Raw genomic sequence first — 14,813 nt, 5'->3', positions numbered from 1 at the left:
GAAACCGGTAACACAGAGCAGTGCGCATGGCGCTGCCCGGCAGGCGGAGCGCAGCCGCGCCCCGCCTTCGACACTTACTTCTTGCCGGCGGTGGCTTTCCACTCCTTCAGGAAGGCCATGCGGATCGCCGGATCCAGGTATTCCGCCACGCTCGGGTTGACCGGCAGCGGCTTGATGTTCTTCTCGCCCACCATCTTGATCAGGTCGCTCGACGTGGTCTCGCCGGTGACGTCCGAACGGATCGCATACAGCTTGGAGCCGTTGGCGATGACGGTCTGGCCGCGCTGCGACAGGATGTAGTCGGTCCACAGCTTGGCGGCGTTCGGGTGCTTGGCGGCCTTGTTGATGAAGTGGACGCGCGAAATCACCAGGGTGTAGTCCTTCGGCAGCACCACGCCCAGCGAGGGGTCGGTCTTGGCGCGCACCAGGGCGTAGGAGCCCAGTACGTTGTAGCCGATCAGGTTCTCGCCCGACGAGATACGCTCGAGCATGGTGCCGGTCGAGGACTGCACGCGCACCTTGGCGGTGCCGAAAGCCTGCTCCAGCTGCTTGAACTGCGGGAAGTCATGCTCGTCCTGGGTCATGAACATGAAGCCGACACCGGACTTCTCGATGTCGTAGGTGGTGACCTTGTCCTGGAACTTCGGCTTGCTGATGAGGCTCACGAATTCGGCATGGGTATGCGGGACTTCCACTTCGCTCACCAGGCGCTTGTTGTAGACGAAGGCGGCCGGCTCGAAGGTGGTGCCGTAGGCGGTGTCTTTCCACACGGCCCAGCCCGGGATCTTGGACGCTTCGACCGATTTGTAGGGCATCGCGTAGCCGCCGGCGGCCAGCTTCATCTGCAGGTCCATCGCCGAGGACCACAGCACGTCGGCGGTGTCGCCGCCGGCCGCGTTCTCGGAGATGAAGCGGTTGTACACTTCGGTCGAGTTCATGTCGTTGTACTCGACCGAGATGCCCGGGTAGAGGGCATTGAAATCCTTGATCAGCGGCTGGGCGGCCTTGCTGTCGGTGGCGCCGTAGATCACCAGCTTGGCTTCCTTCTTGGCGCCGTCGACCAGTTGCTGGTAGTTGGCGGGATAGCCGGCCGGCACCTGGGCCAGGGCCAGCGGAGCCGCCAGCATGGTTACGGCGGCGGCGATGAGGGTCTTGGTGAAATGCATGTCGTCTCCTTGATTTATTGGTCTGCTCAGCGGACCAGGTTGAACTGCCTGGCCTGCCGGTTATAGTCGGCTACAGCCTGTTTGATATAGTTGCTCAGCGCATCGCCGGTCAGCGAGAAGGGATGCAGGCCCGCTTCCGCGCGCATCTTCGCGAAACCGGGGTCGGTCTCGATGTGCTCGAAAGCCTGGACCCAGCGCCGGTAATCGGCATCCGAGACCCCCGGCCCCATCCACAGGCCGCGGATGATGGGCCAGACCACGTCGTAGCCCTGCTCGCGCGCGGTCGGCACCTTGGACAGCACGCCCGGCAGGCGATGGTCGGCCAGCACCGCCAGCACGCGTATCTTGCGCGGGTCGACGTACAGCGTGGCCTCGGAGGTGTCGCCTGAGATCACCTGCACGTAGTCGGCTTGCATCGCGGTGAACTCTTCGCCGCCGCCTTCCAGGGCGACGAAGCGCAGCTGCCTGGGGTCGACCCCGGCCTGGCGCGCCAGCAGCGCCATCTTGATCCAGTCCTGGCTGCCGATGGTGCCGGACATGCCGATCAGGACCTTGGCCGGGTCGCTCTTCAGGGCATCGACCAGGTCGCCCAGCTTGTGGTAGGGCGAATCGGCGCGTACCGCGATCATGCCGTAGTCGGCGCCGAGGGCGGCGACCCAGCGCACGTCGTTCGCGGTGGCCTTGCCGAACTTGCCTTGCGCAAGATTGAGCAGCGAGCCGCCCGAGAACGCGACCAGGGTGTCGGGTTCCGCGCGGCGCTGCGATTCCATCGTGTGCCAGGCAACCGCGCCGATCCCGCCCGGCATATAGCTCAGCTTCAGCTTCGGCGCGTTCGGTCTCGCCTGCAGGGCTTTCTGGGCCAGCTTGCAGGTGATGTCCATGGCGCCGCCCGGCTTGGACGGCACCACGCATTCGGCATCGGCGGCAATTGCCGGGATGGCGGCCGCAGCCAGGGAGTTAACCATGGCCGCGGCGATCAGGATTCTGAGTGTCTTCATGAATCGCATGATACTGGCGCGGATGGCCGGCGGCGATCAGAAGCGGTGCTGGATGCCGGCCGTGAAGCCGTTCTGGGTCGAACCGAAGCCCGGATCGTCGCGCGACAGGCCCACCAGCTGGCCGTGGTCGGCCTTGGCGTGGGCGGCGACCATGTACAGGTCGGTGCGCTTGGACAGCGCGTACATCGCGCGCGCCACCAGCATGGTCGGGTCGGCGTCCTTGGCGGCCGGCAGTTCCTTGGTGTTGACGTGGTAGACGGCGCCGGTCAGGGTCCAGGCCTGCACGTTGTAGGTGATGCCGCCCCAGTAGGTGTCGCCGCGCAGGTCCGGGGTCGCGGCCTTGCCCGACTCCAGTTTGTAGCCGCGCATGCCGGCCACGTAACGCCACTGGCCGGCCTTGTAGTCGGCGCCCAGGTGGTAGGCGGTGGTCTTGTCGCGGTTGCCGGTGGTGGCCACGGTGTTGCCGTTGACCTGCTCATAGGACGCCATCACACCAAAGCCGCCGCCGAACCAGGAGCCGCCGACCGCGTACTTGCGGCCGTCCGCCTGGCTGTTGGCCTGCTCGCCCAGGCCGATCGTGGCGCCGTAGGTGAAGCCGCCGGTGTGGCCGGTGTACTTGATCAGGTTGTCGAACGCGGTCGTCATGCCGTACTTCGACGGGCCGGTGGCGTTGCCGCTGGTGGCCCAGGAATAGTTGGGCGCGAAGCCGAGCGGGTCGAACTTGATCACCAGGTCGTAGGTCGTGGTGAAGGAACGGCCGATCACCACGCGGCCGAAGCCGCCTTCCAGACCGACGTTGGCCTGGCGCTTGAACAGGGTGCCATCCTGGGCGCCGGTATCCAGCAGGACGCCGCCCTCCAGGTTGAACACGGCTTTCAGGCCGCCGCCCAGGTCCTCGGTGCCGCGGAAGCCCCAGCGCGAGGTGTTCTTGCCGCCCGAGACCACGCGGGTCATGCTGTTGCCATTCGGCCCGGCATTGGTGACGTACTCGACGCCGGCGTCCATCAGGCCATAGACCTGGACGTTGGATTGGGCTTGGGCTTGGGTGTTCAGGGAAAACGCTGCCAGGACGGCGAGCGCGAGGGCCGACTTCTTCATGGTGTCTCCGGTTGTAAAAATTCTTTTTTGTAACTACTTGTTGGAGCCAACTATATGCGGGCCCAGCTTTCAATCAGCTTTCAGTCGCCGAAAGCTGCTGAAAGCTGCCCACTATCCGCGGCCGGCGGTTTCGGCTTACACTAAAAAAATGCGAATCCTGTTAGTCGAAGACCACGTCGAGCTGTCCCATTGGGTATCCAAGGCGCTGCGCGATGCCAAACTCAGCGTCGAATGCGCCACCACCGGCGCCGATGCCGACGCCCTGCTCCATACCCAGGACTACGCCCTGGTGATCCTGGACCTGACCCTGCCGAAGATGGACGGGCTGGAAGTGCTGCGCCGCCTGCGCGCCCGCGGCGGCCAGCGCGCACGCACGCCGGTGCTGATCCTGACCGCGCGCGGCGGCCTGGAAGAACGGGTGCAGGGCCTGAACCTGGGCGCCGACGACTACCTGGCCAAGCCTTTCGAACTGGCCGAACTGGAAGCGCGGGTCAAGGCCCTGCTGCGGCGCAGCGTCGGCAACGAAGCCCTGGTGCACCGCTGCGGGCAGCTCAGCTTCGATACCGTGGCGCGCATGTTCAGCTACTGCGGCGAGCCGCTGCAGCTGACGCCGCGCGAGCACGCGCTGCTGGAGACGCTGATCGCGCGCAGCGGCTGCGCGCTGTCGAAGGAAAAGCTGTTCGACGCCGTGTTCGCGCTCGACGACGACGCCAACCTCGACGCCATCGAACTCTACATCCACCGCATCCGCAAGAAGCTCGACCGCCATCCCGAGGGCGGCGCCGCCATCGTCACCCTGCGCGGCATCGGCTACCTGCTGCAAGAGCGGCCGGCCTGAGCGATGCACGCCGCGCGGCTGCCTTCCCTGTTCCGCCGGCTGGCCGGCGCGGTCCGCCGTCCCGTCACGGCGGCGCCGCTCGGCAGCCTGCGCAGCCAGCTGCTGCGCTGGCTGATCGTGCCGCTGGTGGCGCTGGTGGCGATCAACGCGGTCTCGCTCTACCGCGACGCGCTGGACGCCGCCGACATGGCCTACGACCGCTCACTGCTGGCCTCGACGCGCGCGCTGGCCGAGCGGGTCTCGGTCCATGACGGCAAGGTGGTGGCCGACGTGCCCTACGTGGCGCTGGACAGCTTCGAGACCGATACCCTGGGCCGCATCTACTACCGGGTCGGCGGCCTGCACGGCGAGACCGTGTCCGGCTACGACGACCTGCCGCCGGTGCCGAAGAACGTGCCGCGTTCGGAACTGTACCCGGCCCTAGTGCGCTTCTACCACGCCGAATACAACGGCGAACCGCTGCGCATCGCCGCCCTGCTGCAGCCGGTGTACGACGATTCGATGCGCGGCATCGCCCTGATCCAGGTCGGCGAGACCCTCGACGCGCGCCGCGCGCTGTCGCGCCGCATCCTCCTGAACACCCTGCTGCGCCAGGCCCTGCTGGTGCTGGCGGTGGCGACGCTGGTGTGGTTCGCGGTGCGCCTGGTGCTGCAGCCGCTGATGCGCCTGAAGCAGGTGGTCGAGACGCGCGCGGTGTCCGACCTGTCGGACGTCGACGCCTCGCTGGTGCACCGCGAAGTGCGGCCGCTGGTGGCGGCGATGAACGGCACCATGGCACGCATGCAGAGCCTGATCGCCAGCCAGCGGCGCTTCATCGGCGACGCCTCGCACCAGCTGCGCACCCCGCTCACGGTGCTCAAGACCCAGGCCGAGCTGGCGCTGCGCGAAGACGACCCGGCCGCCCTGCGCGCGATCGTGCGCTCGATGGCGGCCACCACCGATTCCACGGTCCACCTTGCAAACCGCCTGCTGACCCTGGCCAGGCTCGAACACGGCAACGGCGGCGCCGACAACCGCCCGGTCTCGCTGGCGGCGCTGGCGCAGCAGGTCGGCCTCGAACTGGCCCTGCCGGCGGTGCAGAAGAACATCGACCTGGCGCTCGAAGCCGAGGACGAGGAAAGGACCACGGTGCAGGGCCAGGAGCTGCTGCTGCACGAACTGCTGACCAACCTGGCCGACAATGCGATCCGCTACACGCCGCCGGGCGGCAGCGTGCTGCTGCGCGTGCGCCGCGTGGCGGACGGCGTGCTGCTGGAAGTGCAGGACAGCGGCCCGGGCATCGACGAGGCCGAATACGACAAGGTGTTCATGCCCTTCTACCGCGCCCAGGCGGCGCTGGAGATCAATCCCGGCGGCACCGGGCTGGGCCTGGCGATCGTACGCGACATCGCCGGCCTGCATGGCGCCAGGCTGGCCATGCAGCGCGCCGACAGCGGCCGCGGCCTGAAAGTCTGCGTCCTGTTCGCCGCCACGCCGGTAATCGCACCCGCGGACGAGCTTGTTCTACATTAAAGAAAGGCTGGGTTTCTCGCAAGGGAATGGCAGGCACTACCAGACTGGACTTGAGGTAGCGGCAAATGCCGCCAAACAGGAGCTGTTTAGCAACGCATATTGCGCGTAACCAAGCATGCGAAACGGCAAAACTTGGTGGATTTGAGCAAGCACAAGCTTTCCTGAAGCACGGGCTTTTTGTGCAGTGCAGCGCGGGTAGAATGCGCGCATGGATACGACCCGTCACCTCTACCACGAGTACGGCGCCGCCGATGCGCTGTTCGACCAGATCGAGCAGGAACTGCTCGCCCTCACCACGGCCCCGCTCGAGGGCCGGGAGGAAGCGCCCCGCTGCGTCGACGAATTCGCCGACGACTTCTTCAGCTGCTGGAGCCGCCCCCCAGTCATGCCGAGGGGCCGGGACTGACGCGCTGAGCCTTTCAGCCCAGGGTTTCGAGGCGGATGCGGACCACCTTGCCCACCACCGTCGACAGCTGCTCGAACTTCTCGATCGCGGCGTTGACGTATTTTTCGCGGGTCTGGTGCGTGATGATGACGATGTCGGTGCGGGCCTTCTCGCCCGGCTCCTTCTGCAGCACGGCGTCGATCGAGATGCCGGCTTCGGCCAGGATGCGGGTCAGGTCGGCCATCACGCCCAGCTGGTCCTGCACATAGACGCGCAGGTAGTAGGCGGTGCGGATCTCTTCCATCGGCAGGATCGGCAGGTCGGCCAGCTCGCCCGGATGGAAGGCCAGGTGCGGCACGCGCGAATACGGATCCACCGTCGCCAGGCGGGTCACGTCGACCATGTCAGCGATCACGGCGGATGCGGTCGGCTCGGCGCCGGCGCCCTTGCCGTAGTAGAGCGTGGTGCCGACCGCGTCGGCCTTCACCAGCACCGCGTTCATCGCGCCTTCGACGTTGGCGATCAGGCGCGTCGACGGAATCAGGGTCGGGTGCACGCGCAGCTCGATGCCCTCGGCGCCGTCGACCACGGTACGGCGGGTGATGCCCAGCAGCTTGATGCGGTAGCCGAGCTGTTCGGCATAGCGGATGTCGACCGCCTGCAGCTGGCTGATGCCCTCGACGTGGCTGCCGGCGAACTGCATCGGGATGCCGAAGGCGATCGCGGCCATGATGGTCAGCTTGTGGGCCGCGTCCACGCCTTCGATGTCGAAGGTCGGGTCGGCTTCCGCATAGCCCAGCTCCTGGGCCTGCTTCAGCACGGTGTCGAAGTCCAGGCCCTTGTCGCGCATCTCGGACAGGATGAAGTTGGTGGTGCCGTTGATGATGCCGGCCACCGATTCGATGCGGTTGGCGGACAGGCCTTCGCGCAGGGCCTTGATGATCGGCACGCCGCCGGCCACGGCCGCCTCGAAGGCCACCATCACGCCCTTGGCATGGGCCGCCTCGAAGATCTCGTTGCCGTGCATGGCCAGCAGGGCCTTGTTGGCGGTCACCACATGCTTGCCGTTGGCGATCGCCTGCAGCACCAGTTCGCGCGCCAGTTCATAGCCGCCGATCAGTTCGACGACGATCTCGATCTCGGGGTTGTTGACGACCGCGAAGGGGTCGGCGACCACCTCGACGTCTTCGCCGACGATACGGCGGGCGCGATCGAGATTGCGGGCGGCCACCATGGCCACTTCGATGCCGCGGCCTGCGCGGCGGCGGATTTCTTCCTGGTTACGCTGGAGCACGTGCCAGGTACCGGCGCCGACGGTGCCGATGCCTAACAAGCCTGCTTTGATGGGTTTCATATACTGTTCTATCTACTCTATCGTTCTCAGCGCGCGTAGCGGCGCCGGTAGCCGTCGAGGAAGCGCGCAATGCGGCCGCACGCGTCGGTCAGGTCGTCGGAATTGGGCAGGAACACCAGCCGGAAGTGATCCGGGGCGATCCAGTTGAAGCCGGTGCCTTGCACCAGCAGGACTTTTTCCTCGGACAGCAGCTCGCAGATAAATTGCTGGTCGTCAGCGATCGGGTAGATCTTGGGGTCGAGGCGGGGGAACATGTACAGCGCCGCTTTTGGCTTGACGCAGGACACCCCCGGAATGTCGGTGAGGAGTTTGTGCGCGAGGTCGCGCTGGCGCGCCAGGCGGCCGCCGGGGGCCACCAGGTCGGCGATGCTCTGGTAGCCGCCGAGCGCGGTCTGGATCGCGTACTGGCCCGGCGCGTTGGCGCACAGGCGCATCGAGGCCAGCATGTTCAGGCCTTCGATGTAATCCCTGGCATGGCGTTTTTCGCCGGACACCACCATCCAGCCGGCGCGGTAGCCGCAGGAACGGTAGTTCTTGGACAGGCCGTTCAGGGTCACGAACAGCACGTCGTCGGCCAGCGAGGCCAGCGAAACGTGTTCTTCGCCGTCGTAGAGGGTCTTGTCGTAGATCTCGTCGGCGTAGATGATCAGGCCGTGCTGGCGCGCCAGCTCGACGATTTCCAGCAGCACGTCGCGCGAATACAGCGCGCCGGTCGGGTTGTTCGGATTGATGACGACGATCGCGCGCGTGTTCGGCGTGATCTTCTTGCGCATGTCGGCAATGTCCGGCATCCAGCCGGCCTGCTCGTCGCAGATATAGTGCACCGGGTTGCCGCCGGCCAGGCTGACCGCCGCCGTCCACAAGGGATAGTCGGGCGCCGGCACCAGCACTTCGTCGCCGCTGTTCAGCAGGCCCTGCATCGCCATCACGATCAGTTCGGAAGCGCCATTACCCAGGTAGATGTCGTCGATCTTCACCCCGGTAATGTTCTTTTCCTGGGTGTAGTGCATGACGGCCTTGCGCGGCGCAAACATGCCCTTCGAGTCGGTATAGCCGGCGGCGCCGGACATATTCCGGATCATGTCCTGCACGATCTCGTCCGGCGGGTCGAAGCCGAATACGGCCAGGTTGCCGATGTTCAGTTTGATGATCTTGTGGCCGTCGTCCTCCATCTGGCGCGCTTTTTCGAGCGCGGGGCCGCGGATTTCGTAGCAAACGTCGTCCAGCTTGTTCGATTTCAGGATCGGTCGCAAAATGTCACCCTGCCAATGTAATTTGTTGCAATGCGAAAAATCCCATTCTGCCCAATAAGGAAGGATTAATCAACCCGGCCGCTGGTGTAGCGGAAAAACCAATTACAATATGCGGCTTGCGCGCTCCCGCGCATCGTTTGTTTTTACGGCACGCACACTCACGGCTTTCACATGAAGCTACATTCCAGTAATACCGAAAAATACCAGACCGTTACCGGCTACGACCAGTCCGGCGTCGAAATCAATGCCAAGCGCTACGACTACAGCGTGCTGGTGATGCCCGAGACGCCGCCGCGTCCCTGGAACGTGACCCGGTTCGAAGACCTCACCGCCGAACATTTCGAAGAGATCGCCGCCGACAAGCCCGACGTGGTCGTGCTGGGTACCGGCGAGCGCCAGCGCTTCGTGCATCCGCGCCTGGTCGCCAGCCTGTCGAACCAGCGCGTGGGGGTGGAAAGCATGGACAGCCATGCCGCCTGCCGCACCTATAACATCCTGATGGGCGAAGGGCGCAAGGTGACGCTGGCGTTGATCATCGAATGAAAGAACTCCACAAGAACAAGACCCTTGTCTGGACCCTGTTCATCGCTTTCGCCGCCGTACTGCTCGGCGTGCTGAGGGCGCGTACGCTGGTGCCACCCGATGAAGGGCGCTACGCCGAAATGGCGCGCGAGATGTTCGCCAGCGGCGACTGGATCACCACCCGCCTGAACGGCATCAAGTATTTCGAAAAGCCGCCGCTGCAGACCTGGATGAACGCCCTGACCTTCGAAGTCTTCGGGCTCGGCGACTGGCAGGCCCGTCTCTGGACCGGCCTGTGCGGCCTGCTCGGCGTCGGCCTGACCGGCTATGCCGGCATGCGCGTGTTCGGCGCCCGCATCGGCTTCTACGCCGCGCTGGTGCTGGGTTCCTCGCTCTACTGGGTGATCTGCAGCCAGGTCAATTCGGTCGACATGAGCCTGTCCGCCATGATGACGATCGCCCTGTGCGCCCTGCTGGTGGCCCAGCGCGACGACGCCACGCCGAGCGAGCAGCGCAACTGGATGCTGCTGTGCTGGGCCGGGATGGCCCTGTCGGTGCTGGCGAAGGGCCTGATCGGCCTGGTACTGCCGGGCGGCGTGCTGGTGTTCTACACCCTCTTTTCGCGCGACTGGAAGATCTGGACCCGCCTGCACCTGGTCAAGGGCCTGCTGCTGTTCTTCCTGATCGCCGCGCCCTGGTTCGTGCTGGTCGGCCTGAAGAATCCGGAACAGCCGCACTTCTTCTTCATCCACGAGCACTTCGACCGCTTCCTGAAGAAAGAACACCACCGCGAAGCCGCCTGGTACGTGTTCTTCGTCCTGCTGGCGGTGGGCAGCCTGCCCTGGGTCGGCGTACTGGTGCAGGGCCTGGTGCTGGGCGCAAGGGGAGAAAGAGGCGGCCAGGACGCGCCGGCCCGCTTCAAGCCGCGCCTGATGCTGCTGGTCTGGACCGCCTTCATCATCCTGTTCTTCACAAAGTCGAATTCCAAGCTGCCCGGCTACATCGTGCCGGTGTTCCCGGCGGTGGCCATGCTGATCGCGAACTACCTGGACGTCGGCACCCGCCGCAGCCGCATGCTGACCGCTGCCCTGACCGCCCTGTTCGGCGCCGGCCTGCTCGGCTTCGTGCCCTTCATGCTGCGCCTGGCGCGCCATCCGGGCGAGGACCTGCTGTACGCGGCCTACCAGCCATGGGTGCTGGCGGCCGGCCTGGTGCTGCTGATCGGCGGCGCCCTGTCCATGCTGTACGCGCGCCAGATGCAGCGCGACCTGACCGTGCTGGTGCTGGCGATCGCCGGTTTCGCCGGCACCCAGCTGCTGCTGGCGGGTTTCGAGCCGATCGGCAAGGTACGCGCCGGCACCAACCTGATGCCGGCCCTGGCGGCCGCCGGCGCCACCGATCCGGCCACCCGCGTCTACTCGGTCGGCATCTACGAACAGTCGCTGACCTACTACCTCAAGCGCACCGTGACCCTGGTCGACTACTGGGACGAATTCACCTTCGGCCTCGAGCAGCAGCCGCAGCTCTCGATCCCGACCATCCCGGCCTTCGTGCAGCAATGGCGCGCCGACGCGGCGGCCGGTGTCAGGAGCGTCGCCATCACCCGTCCCGAGATCGCCGCCGACCTGCAGCGCCAGGGCGTACCGCTGCGCATCGTCGCCGCCGATGCGCGCCGCACCGTGATCGCCACTCAGTGATGCTCACCTCTGAACTATGAACCTCACCACTTTCGCTTTCATCATTTCCGGCGTGCTCCTGAACGCCTGCGCCCAGGTGCTGCTCAAGGCCGGCACCAACGCCCTGGGCGGCGCCATCCACCTCACGGTGGGCAACGCCTTCGAGACCTTCATCCGGGTCGCGTCCCAGTTGCCGATCCTGGCCGGCCTGGCCTGCTACGCCCTCTCGCTGGTGGTGTGGATCATGGGCCTGTCGCGCACCGACGTGACCATCGCCTACCCGATGCTCTCGCTGGGCTATGTGGTGGCGGCGCTCGGGGCCTGGATGTTCCTGGGCGAGACCATTTCGCCGCAGCGCCTGCTGGCCATTGCCGTGATCATGGTCGGCGTCGCCCTGCTGGCGCGCTCCTGAGGATCGGCCGGTTCATCCGACTGATAGAATGACAACCGCATTTTTACCAATAACAATTCGATCGAGCTTCCCATGACTGCCGAGCTGCCCTTCCTGCCCTTTTCCCGGCCCACCATCGACGAGGACACCATCACCGCCGTCGGCGAGGTGCTGCGCTCCGGCTGGATCACCACCGGTCCCAAGAACCAGGCTTTCGAGGCGCAGCTGTCCGAGTATTTCGGCGGGCGCCCGGTACGCACCTTCAACTCCGGCACCTGCACCATGGAGATCGCGCTGCGCATCGCCGGCGTTGGACCGGGCGACGAGGTGATCACCACCCCGATCTCCTGGCCGGCCACCGCCAACGTCATCATCGAAGTCGGCGCCACCCCGGTATTCGCGGACATCGATCCGGTCACCCGCAACATCGACCTCGACAAGCTGGAAGCGGCGATCACCCCGCGTACCCGCGCCATCATCCCGGTCTACCTGTCCGGCCTGCCGGTCGACATGGACCGCATGTACGAGATCGCGACGAAGCACAAGCTGCGCGTGGTCGAGGATGCCGCCCAGGCCATCGGCTCGCTGTGGAAGGGCAAGCGCATCGGTTCCTTCGGCGACTTCGTCTCCTTCAGCTTCCAGGCCAACAAGAACATCACCACCGGCGAAGGCGGCTGCCTGGTGCTGAACAATCTGGAGGAAGCGCGCCTGGCCGAGAAATACCGCCTGCAGGGCGTGACCCGCAGCGGCGTGGACGGCATCGACGTCGACGTCCTCGGCGGCAAGTACAACATGAGCGACATCATGGCCACCATCGGCCTGGGCCAGATGAAGAACCTGGACAAGCTGACCGCCCATCGCGCGGCGCTGGCCCGGCACTACTTCGACTGCTTCGGCGACGACTTCGAGGAAAAGTACGGCGCCCAGCTGCCGATCAAGGCCTTCGGCAGCAGCAACTGGCACCTGTTCCAGATCATCCTGCCGGACCACGGCCCGGGCACCCGCGCCGAGTTCATGACCCGCATGCAGAAGGAACACAATATCGGCACCGGCTACCACTACGCGCCGATCCACCTGTTCACGATGTACCGCGAACGCGGCTTCAAGGAAGGCATGTTCCCGGTGTCCGAGAAGATCGGCCGCCTGACCGTGACCCTGCCGATGTTCAACGCCATGACCATCGCCGACGTCGAGCGCGCGGTCAAGGCCGTCAAAGCGGTGCTGGCAAAATGACGCTGGCTGCCGTGAAACCGGAGCTGTCGATCGTCATCCCGGTCTATAACGAGGAAGCCGGCCTGGCCAACCTGTTCGCGCGCCTGTATCCGGCGATGGACAAGCTGGGCCTGCCCTACGAGATCATCTACATCAACGACGGCAGCCGCGACAACTCGGTGTCGATCCTGGCCGAGCAGTACCGCCAGCGTCCCGACGTGACCCGCGTGGTCCTCTTCAACGGCAACTACGGCCAGCACATGGCGATCCTGGCCGGCTTCGAGCAGACCCGCGGCGAGATCGTCATCACCCTCGACGCCGACCTGCAGAATCCGCCGGAAGAGATCCACAAGCTGGTGGCCAAGATGCGCGAGGGCTACGACTACGTCGGCTCGATCCGCCGCAAGCGCCAGGATTCTGCCTGGCGGACGGTGGCATCGAAGATGATGAACCGCCTGCGCGAGAAGATCACCAACATCCACATCACGGACCAGGGCAATATGCTGCGCGCCTACGGCCGCAACGTGATTGACCTGGTCAACCAGTGCGCCGAAGTGAACACCTTCGTGCCTGCGCTGGCCTATAAATTCTCGCGCAAGCCGACCGAGATCGTGGTCGAGCACGAGGAACGCGCGGCCGGCGAATCGAAGTATTCGCTGTACAGCCTGATCCGCCTGAACTTCGACCTGATGACCGGCTTCTCGCTGGTGCCGCTGCAGTTCTTCTCGATGCTGGGCATCACGATGTCGCTGCTGTCGGCGCTGCTGGTGCTGTTCCTGCTGATCCGCCGCTTCGTCCTCGGCGCCGAAGCCGAAGGCGTGTTCACCCTGTTCGCGATCGCCTTCTTCTTCATGGGCGTGATCCTGTTCGGCATCGGCCTGGTGGGCGAGTACGTCGGCCGGATCTACCAGCAGGTACGCGCACGGCCGCGCTATGTGGTGCAGACCATCCTGCAGGGCATGCCGGCCGGGGCCGAGGTGGAGGCGCTGGAGAAGCGGCAGGTGGTGCGCTGAAAAGCAGTCGCAGATGAGATACGTCGTCCCCGCGAAAGCGGGGCCCCATGCTGAGGCGCCGAAGTCGAACAAGAATTCGATCGGCAGATGGACCGAATTCTGATGCTCAGTATGGGTTCCCGCTTTCGCGGGAACGACCATGAATTAATCCGACCTATCGACTTCCTGACATGAACAACCCACAAAAACGCGCAGTCGTCTTCGCCTACCACAACGTCGGCGTACGCTGCCTGAAAGTCCTGCTCGCCGGCGGCGTCGACGTCGCCCTGGTCGTCACCCACCAGGACAGCGCCACCGAGAACATCTGGTTCGAGTCCGTGCAATCGCTGTGCGAAACCGAAGGCATTCCCTTCGTCACCCCGGACGATGCGAAGTCGCCGGAGCTGCTGGAACGGGTGAAAGCCGCCCGGCCGGACCTGATGTTCAGCTTCTACTACCGCCACATGCTGCCGCAGGCCATCCTCGACGTGGCGCCGGCCTACAATATGCACGGTTCGCTGCTGCCGGCCTACCGCGGCCGCGCGCCGACCAACTGGGCGGTGCTGCATGGCGCGCTCGAGACCGGCGCTTCGCTGCACGAGATGACCGTCAAGCCGGATGCCGGCGCCATCGTGGCCCAGCAGGCCGTGCCCATCCTGCCCGACGATACCGCCTTCGAGGTGTTCGGCAAGGTGACGGTGGCGGCCGAGCTGGCGCTCTACAATGTGCTGCCGCAGCTGCTGGCCGGGACCGCGCCGCGCACGCCCAACGACCTGACCAGGGGCGGCTACTTCGGCGGCCGCAAGCCGGAAGACGGCCGCATCGACTGGTCCCAGCCTGCCAGCCAGGTCTATAACCTGCACCGCGCGGTGGCCCCGCCCTACCCCGGCGCCTTCACGGACGTCGGCCCGCGCCGCTACGTGATCGAGCGCGCCCGCCCCTACCGCGGCGACATCCAGGCCTTGGGTTTGCCGCCCGGGCTGGCGGTAGTGGATAATGCCATCCTCGGCGTCTGCGGCGACGGCCGCGCGATCGCCATCCATAGCCTGCTGGCCGACGGCCTGCGCATCTCGCCGGCCGAACTGAAGGCCCAACTGTCCGCCGAATAACGCATACCAAAACACACCATGAAAAAAGTCCTCATCCTCGGCGTCAACGGCTTCATCGGCCACCACCTGTCCAAGCGCATCCTCGAGACCACCGACTGGGAAGTCTACGGCATGGACATGAGCACCGACCGCATCACGGAGCTGCTCGCTCATCCGCGCATGCACTTCTTCGAAGGCGACATCACGATCAACAAGGAATGGGTCGAGTACCACGTCAAGAAGTGCGACGTGATCCTGCCGCTGGTCGCCATCGCCACGCCCTCGACCTATGTGCAGCAGCCGCTGCGCGTGTTCGAACTCGACTTTT

15 protein-coding genes are annotated in these 14,813 nt (G+C 65.4%); 10 read left to right on the top strand and 5 right to left on the bottom strand.

Features of this window, described 5'->3' with window-relative positions; genetic code table 11:
- Positions 1–74: 74 nt before the first annotated feature.
- The 3 genes from AC1DOP_RS26580 to AC1DOP_RS26570 are packed head-to-tail and all read right to left on the bottom strand — an operon-like array spanning position 75 to position 3,262.
- Positions 75–1,166, bottom strand: a complete 1,092-nt coding sequence (locus AC1DOP_RS26580; protein ID WP_477254277.1) for an ABC transporter substrate-binding protein — start codon at positions 1,164–1,166, stop codon at positions 75–77.
- A 26-nt stretch (positions 1,167–1,192) separates the two neighbouring features.
- Complete coding sequence (locus AC1DOP_RS26575; protein ID WP_442124516.1) at positions 1,193–2,164, bottom strand: tripartite tricarboxylate transporter substrate binding protein; 972 nt, start codon at positions 2,162–2,164, stop codon at positions 1,193–1,195.
- A 36-nt stretch (positions 2,165–2,200) separates the two neighbouring features.
- Positions 2,201–3,262: a porin gene (locus tag AC1DOP_RS26570; RefSeq protein ID WP_477254275.1), complete on the bottom strand. Its 1,062-nt coding sequence runs from the start codon at positions 3,260–3,262 to the stop codon at positions 2,201–2,203.
- Between the two features lie 148 nt (positions 3,263–3,410).
- On the opposite strand from AC1DOP_RS26570, the gene AC1DOP_RS26565 reads away from it, so the two are divergent.
- From AC1DOP_RS26565 to AC1DOP_RS26555, 3 genes are all read left to right on the top strand, one after another.
- The gene (locus tag AC1DOP_RS26565; RefSeq protein ID WP_442124514.1) at positions 3,411–4,100 is read left to right on the top strand and encodes a response regulator; all 690 of its coding nucleotides are present in this window, start codon (positions 3,411–3,413) and stop codon (positions 4,098–4,100) included.
- A gap of 3 nt (positions 4,101–4,103) precedes the next feature.
- On the top strand, positions 4,104–5,612 hold the full coding sequence (locus AC1DOP_RS26560) for a sensor histidine kinase (RefSeq protein ID WP_477254272.1): 1,509 nt from the start codon (positions 4,104–4,106) through the stop codon (positions 5,610–5,612).
- A gap of 208 nt (positions 5,613–5,820) precedes the next feature.
- Positions 5,821–6,018, top strand: a complete 198-nt coding sequence (locus AC1DOP_RS26555) for a hypothetical protein (RefSeq protein WP_477254271.1) — start codon at positions 5,821–5,823, stop codon at positions 6,016–6,018.
- 13 nt (positions 6,019–6,031) lie between these two features.
- Here the strand turns inward: AC1DOP_RS26555 and AC1DOP_RS26550 are convergent, their stop codons facing one another.
- Both AC1DOP_RS26550 and AC1DOP_RS26545 read right to left on the bottom strand, forming a co-directional pair.
- Positions 6,032–7,351: a homoserine dehydrogenase gene (locus tag AC1DOP_RS26550; RefSeq protein ID WP_477254270.1), complete on the bottom strand. Its 1,320-nt coding sequence runs from the start codon at positions 7,349–7,351 to the stop codon at positions 6,032–6,034.
- Positions 7,352–7,377: 26 nt separating this feature from the next.
- A complete protein-coding gene (locus AC1DOP_RS26545) occupies positions 7,378–8,604 on the bottom strand; it encodes a pyridoxal phosphate-dependent aminotransferase (RefSeq protein ID WP_442124510.1) in 1,227 nt (408 codons plus the stop codon).
- 171 nt (positions 8,605–8,775) lie between these two features.
- Here AC1DOP_RS26545 and AC1DOP_RS26540 point away from each other — a divergent pair, with 171 nt between their 5' ends.
- The 7 genes from AC1DOP_RS26540 to AC1DOP_RS26510 all read left to right on the top strand — a co-directional run.
- Positions 8,776–9,147 (top strand): Mth938-like domain-containing protein, encoded by a 372-nt coding sequence (locus AC1DOP_RS26540; protein ID WP_442124509.1) that lies wholly within the window; start codon positions 8,776–8,778, stop codon positions 9,145–9,147.
- A complete protein-coding gene (locus tag AC1DOP_RS26535; RefSeq protein ID WP_442124508.1) occupies positions 9,144–10,823 on the top strand; it encodes a glycosyltransferase family 39 protein in 1,680 nt (559 codons plus the stop codon). Before AC1DOP_RS26540 ends, AC1DOP_RS26535 begins: the two co-directional genes overlap by 4 nt.
- 16 nt (positions 10,824–10,839) lie before the next feature.
- Positions 10,840–11,214: an EamA family transporter gene (locus AC1DOP_RS26530; RefSeq protein ID WP_442124507.1), complete on the top strand. Its 375-nt coding sequence runs from the start codon at positions 10,840–10,842 to the stop codon at positions 11,212–11,214.
- A gap of 72 nt (positions 11,215–11,286) precedes the next feature.
- Entirely contained in the window at positions 11,287–12,426 is a 1,140-nt protein-coding gene (locus AC1DOP_RS26525) for a DegT/DnrJ/EryC1/StrS family aminotransferase (protein WP_477254266.1), read from the top strand.
- A gap of 11 nt (positions 12,427–12,437) precedes the next feature.
- Positions 12,438–13,418: a glycosyltransferase gene (locus tag AC1DOP_RS26520; RefSeq protein ID WP_442124539.1), complete on the top strand. Its 981-nt coding sequence runs from the start codon at positions 12,438–12,440 to the stop codon at positions 13,416–13,418.
- 170 nt (positions 13,419–13,588) lie between these two features.
- Positions 13,589–14,506 carry a formyltransferase gene (locus AC1DOP_RS26515; RefSeq protein WP_442124505.1) on the top strand — a complete coding sequence of 306 codons (918 nt, stop codon included), beginning with the start codon at positions 13,589–13,591 and terminating at the stop codon, positions 14,504–14,506.
- 18 nt (positions 14,507–14,524) lie between these two features.
- Positions 14,525–14,813 (top strand): NAD-dependent epimerase/dehydratase family protein (locus AC1DOP_RS26510; protein WP_477254264.1); only part of this gene is annotated, 289 nt, incomplete at its 3' end.

It is taken from the genome of Massilia sp. 01N410 (genome assembly GCF_056399665.1).
The sequence above is the reverse complement of the archived record's forward strand: the minus strand, read 5'-3'. Positions and strand labels throughout refer to the sequence as shown.

Coding starts and splice junctions, on each gene's coding strand:
- AC1DOP_RS26580 (WP_477254277.1), bottom strand. CDS start 1,166: ATGCATTTCACCAAGACCCTCATCGCCGCCGCCGTAACCATGCTGGCG.
- AC1DOP_RS26575 (WP_442124516.1), bottom strand. CDS start 2,164: ATGAAGACACTCAGAATCCTGATCGCCGCGGCCATGGTTAACTCCCTG.
- AC1DOP_RS26570 (WP_477254275.1), bottom strand. CDS start 3,262: ATGAAGAAGTCGGCCCTCGCGCTCGCCGTCCTGGCAGCGTTTTCCCTG.
- AC1DOP_RS26565 (WP_442124514.1), top strand. CDS start 3,411: ATGCGAATCCTGTTAGTCGAAGACCACGTCGAGCTGTCCCATTGGGTA.
- AC1DOP_RS26560 (WP_477254272.1), top strand. CDS start 4,104: ATGCACGCCGCGCGGCTGCCTTCCCTGTTCCGCCGGCTGGCCGGCGCG.
- AC1DOP_RS26555 (WP_477254271.1), top strand. CDS start 5,821: ATGGATACGACCCGTCACCTCTACCACGAGTACGGCGCCGCCGATGCG.
- AC1DOP_RS26550 (WP_477254270.1), bottom strand. CDS start 7,351: ATGAAACCCATCAAAGCAGGCTTGTTAGGCATCGGCACCGTCGGCGCC.
- AC1DOP_RS26540 (WP_442124509.1), top strand. CDS start 8,776: ATGAAGCTACATTCCAGTAATACCGAAAAATACCAGACCGTTACCGGC.
- AC1DOP_RS26535 (WP_442124508.1), top strand. CDS start 9,144: ATGAAAGAACTCCACAAGAACAAGACCCTTGTCTGGACCCTGTTCATC.
- AC1DOP_RS26530 (WP_442124507.1), top strand. CDS start 10,840: ATGAACCTCACCACTTTCGCTTTCATCATTTCCGGCGTGCTCCTGAAC.
- AC1DOP_RS26525 (WP_477254266.1), top strand. CDS start 11,287: ATGACTGCCGAGCTGCCCTTCCTGCCCTTTTCCCGGCCCACCATCGAC.
- AC1DOP_RS26515 (WP_442124505.1), top strand. CDS start 13,589: ATGAACAACCCACAAAAACGCGCAGTCGTCTTCGCCTACCACAACGTC.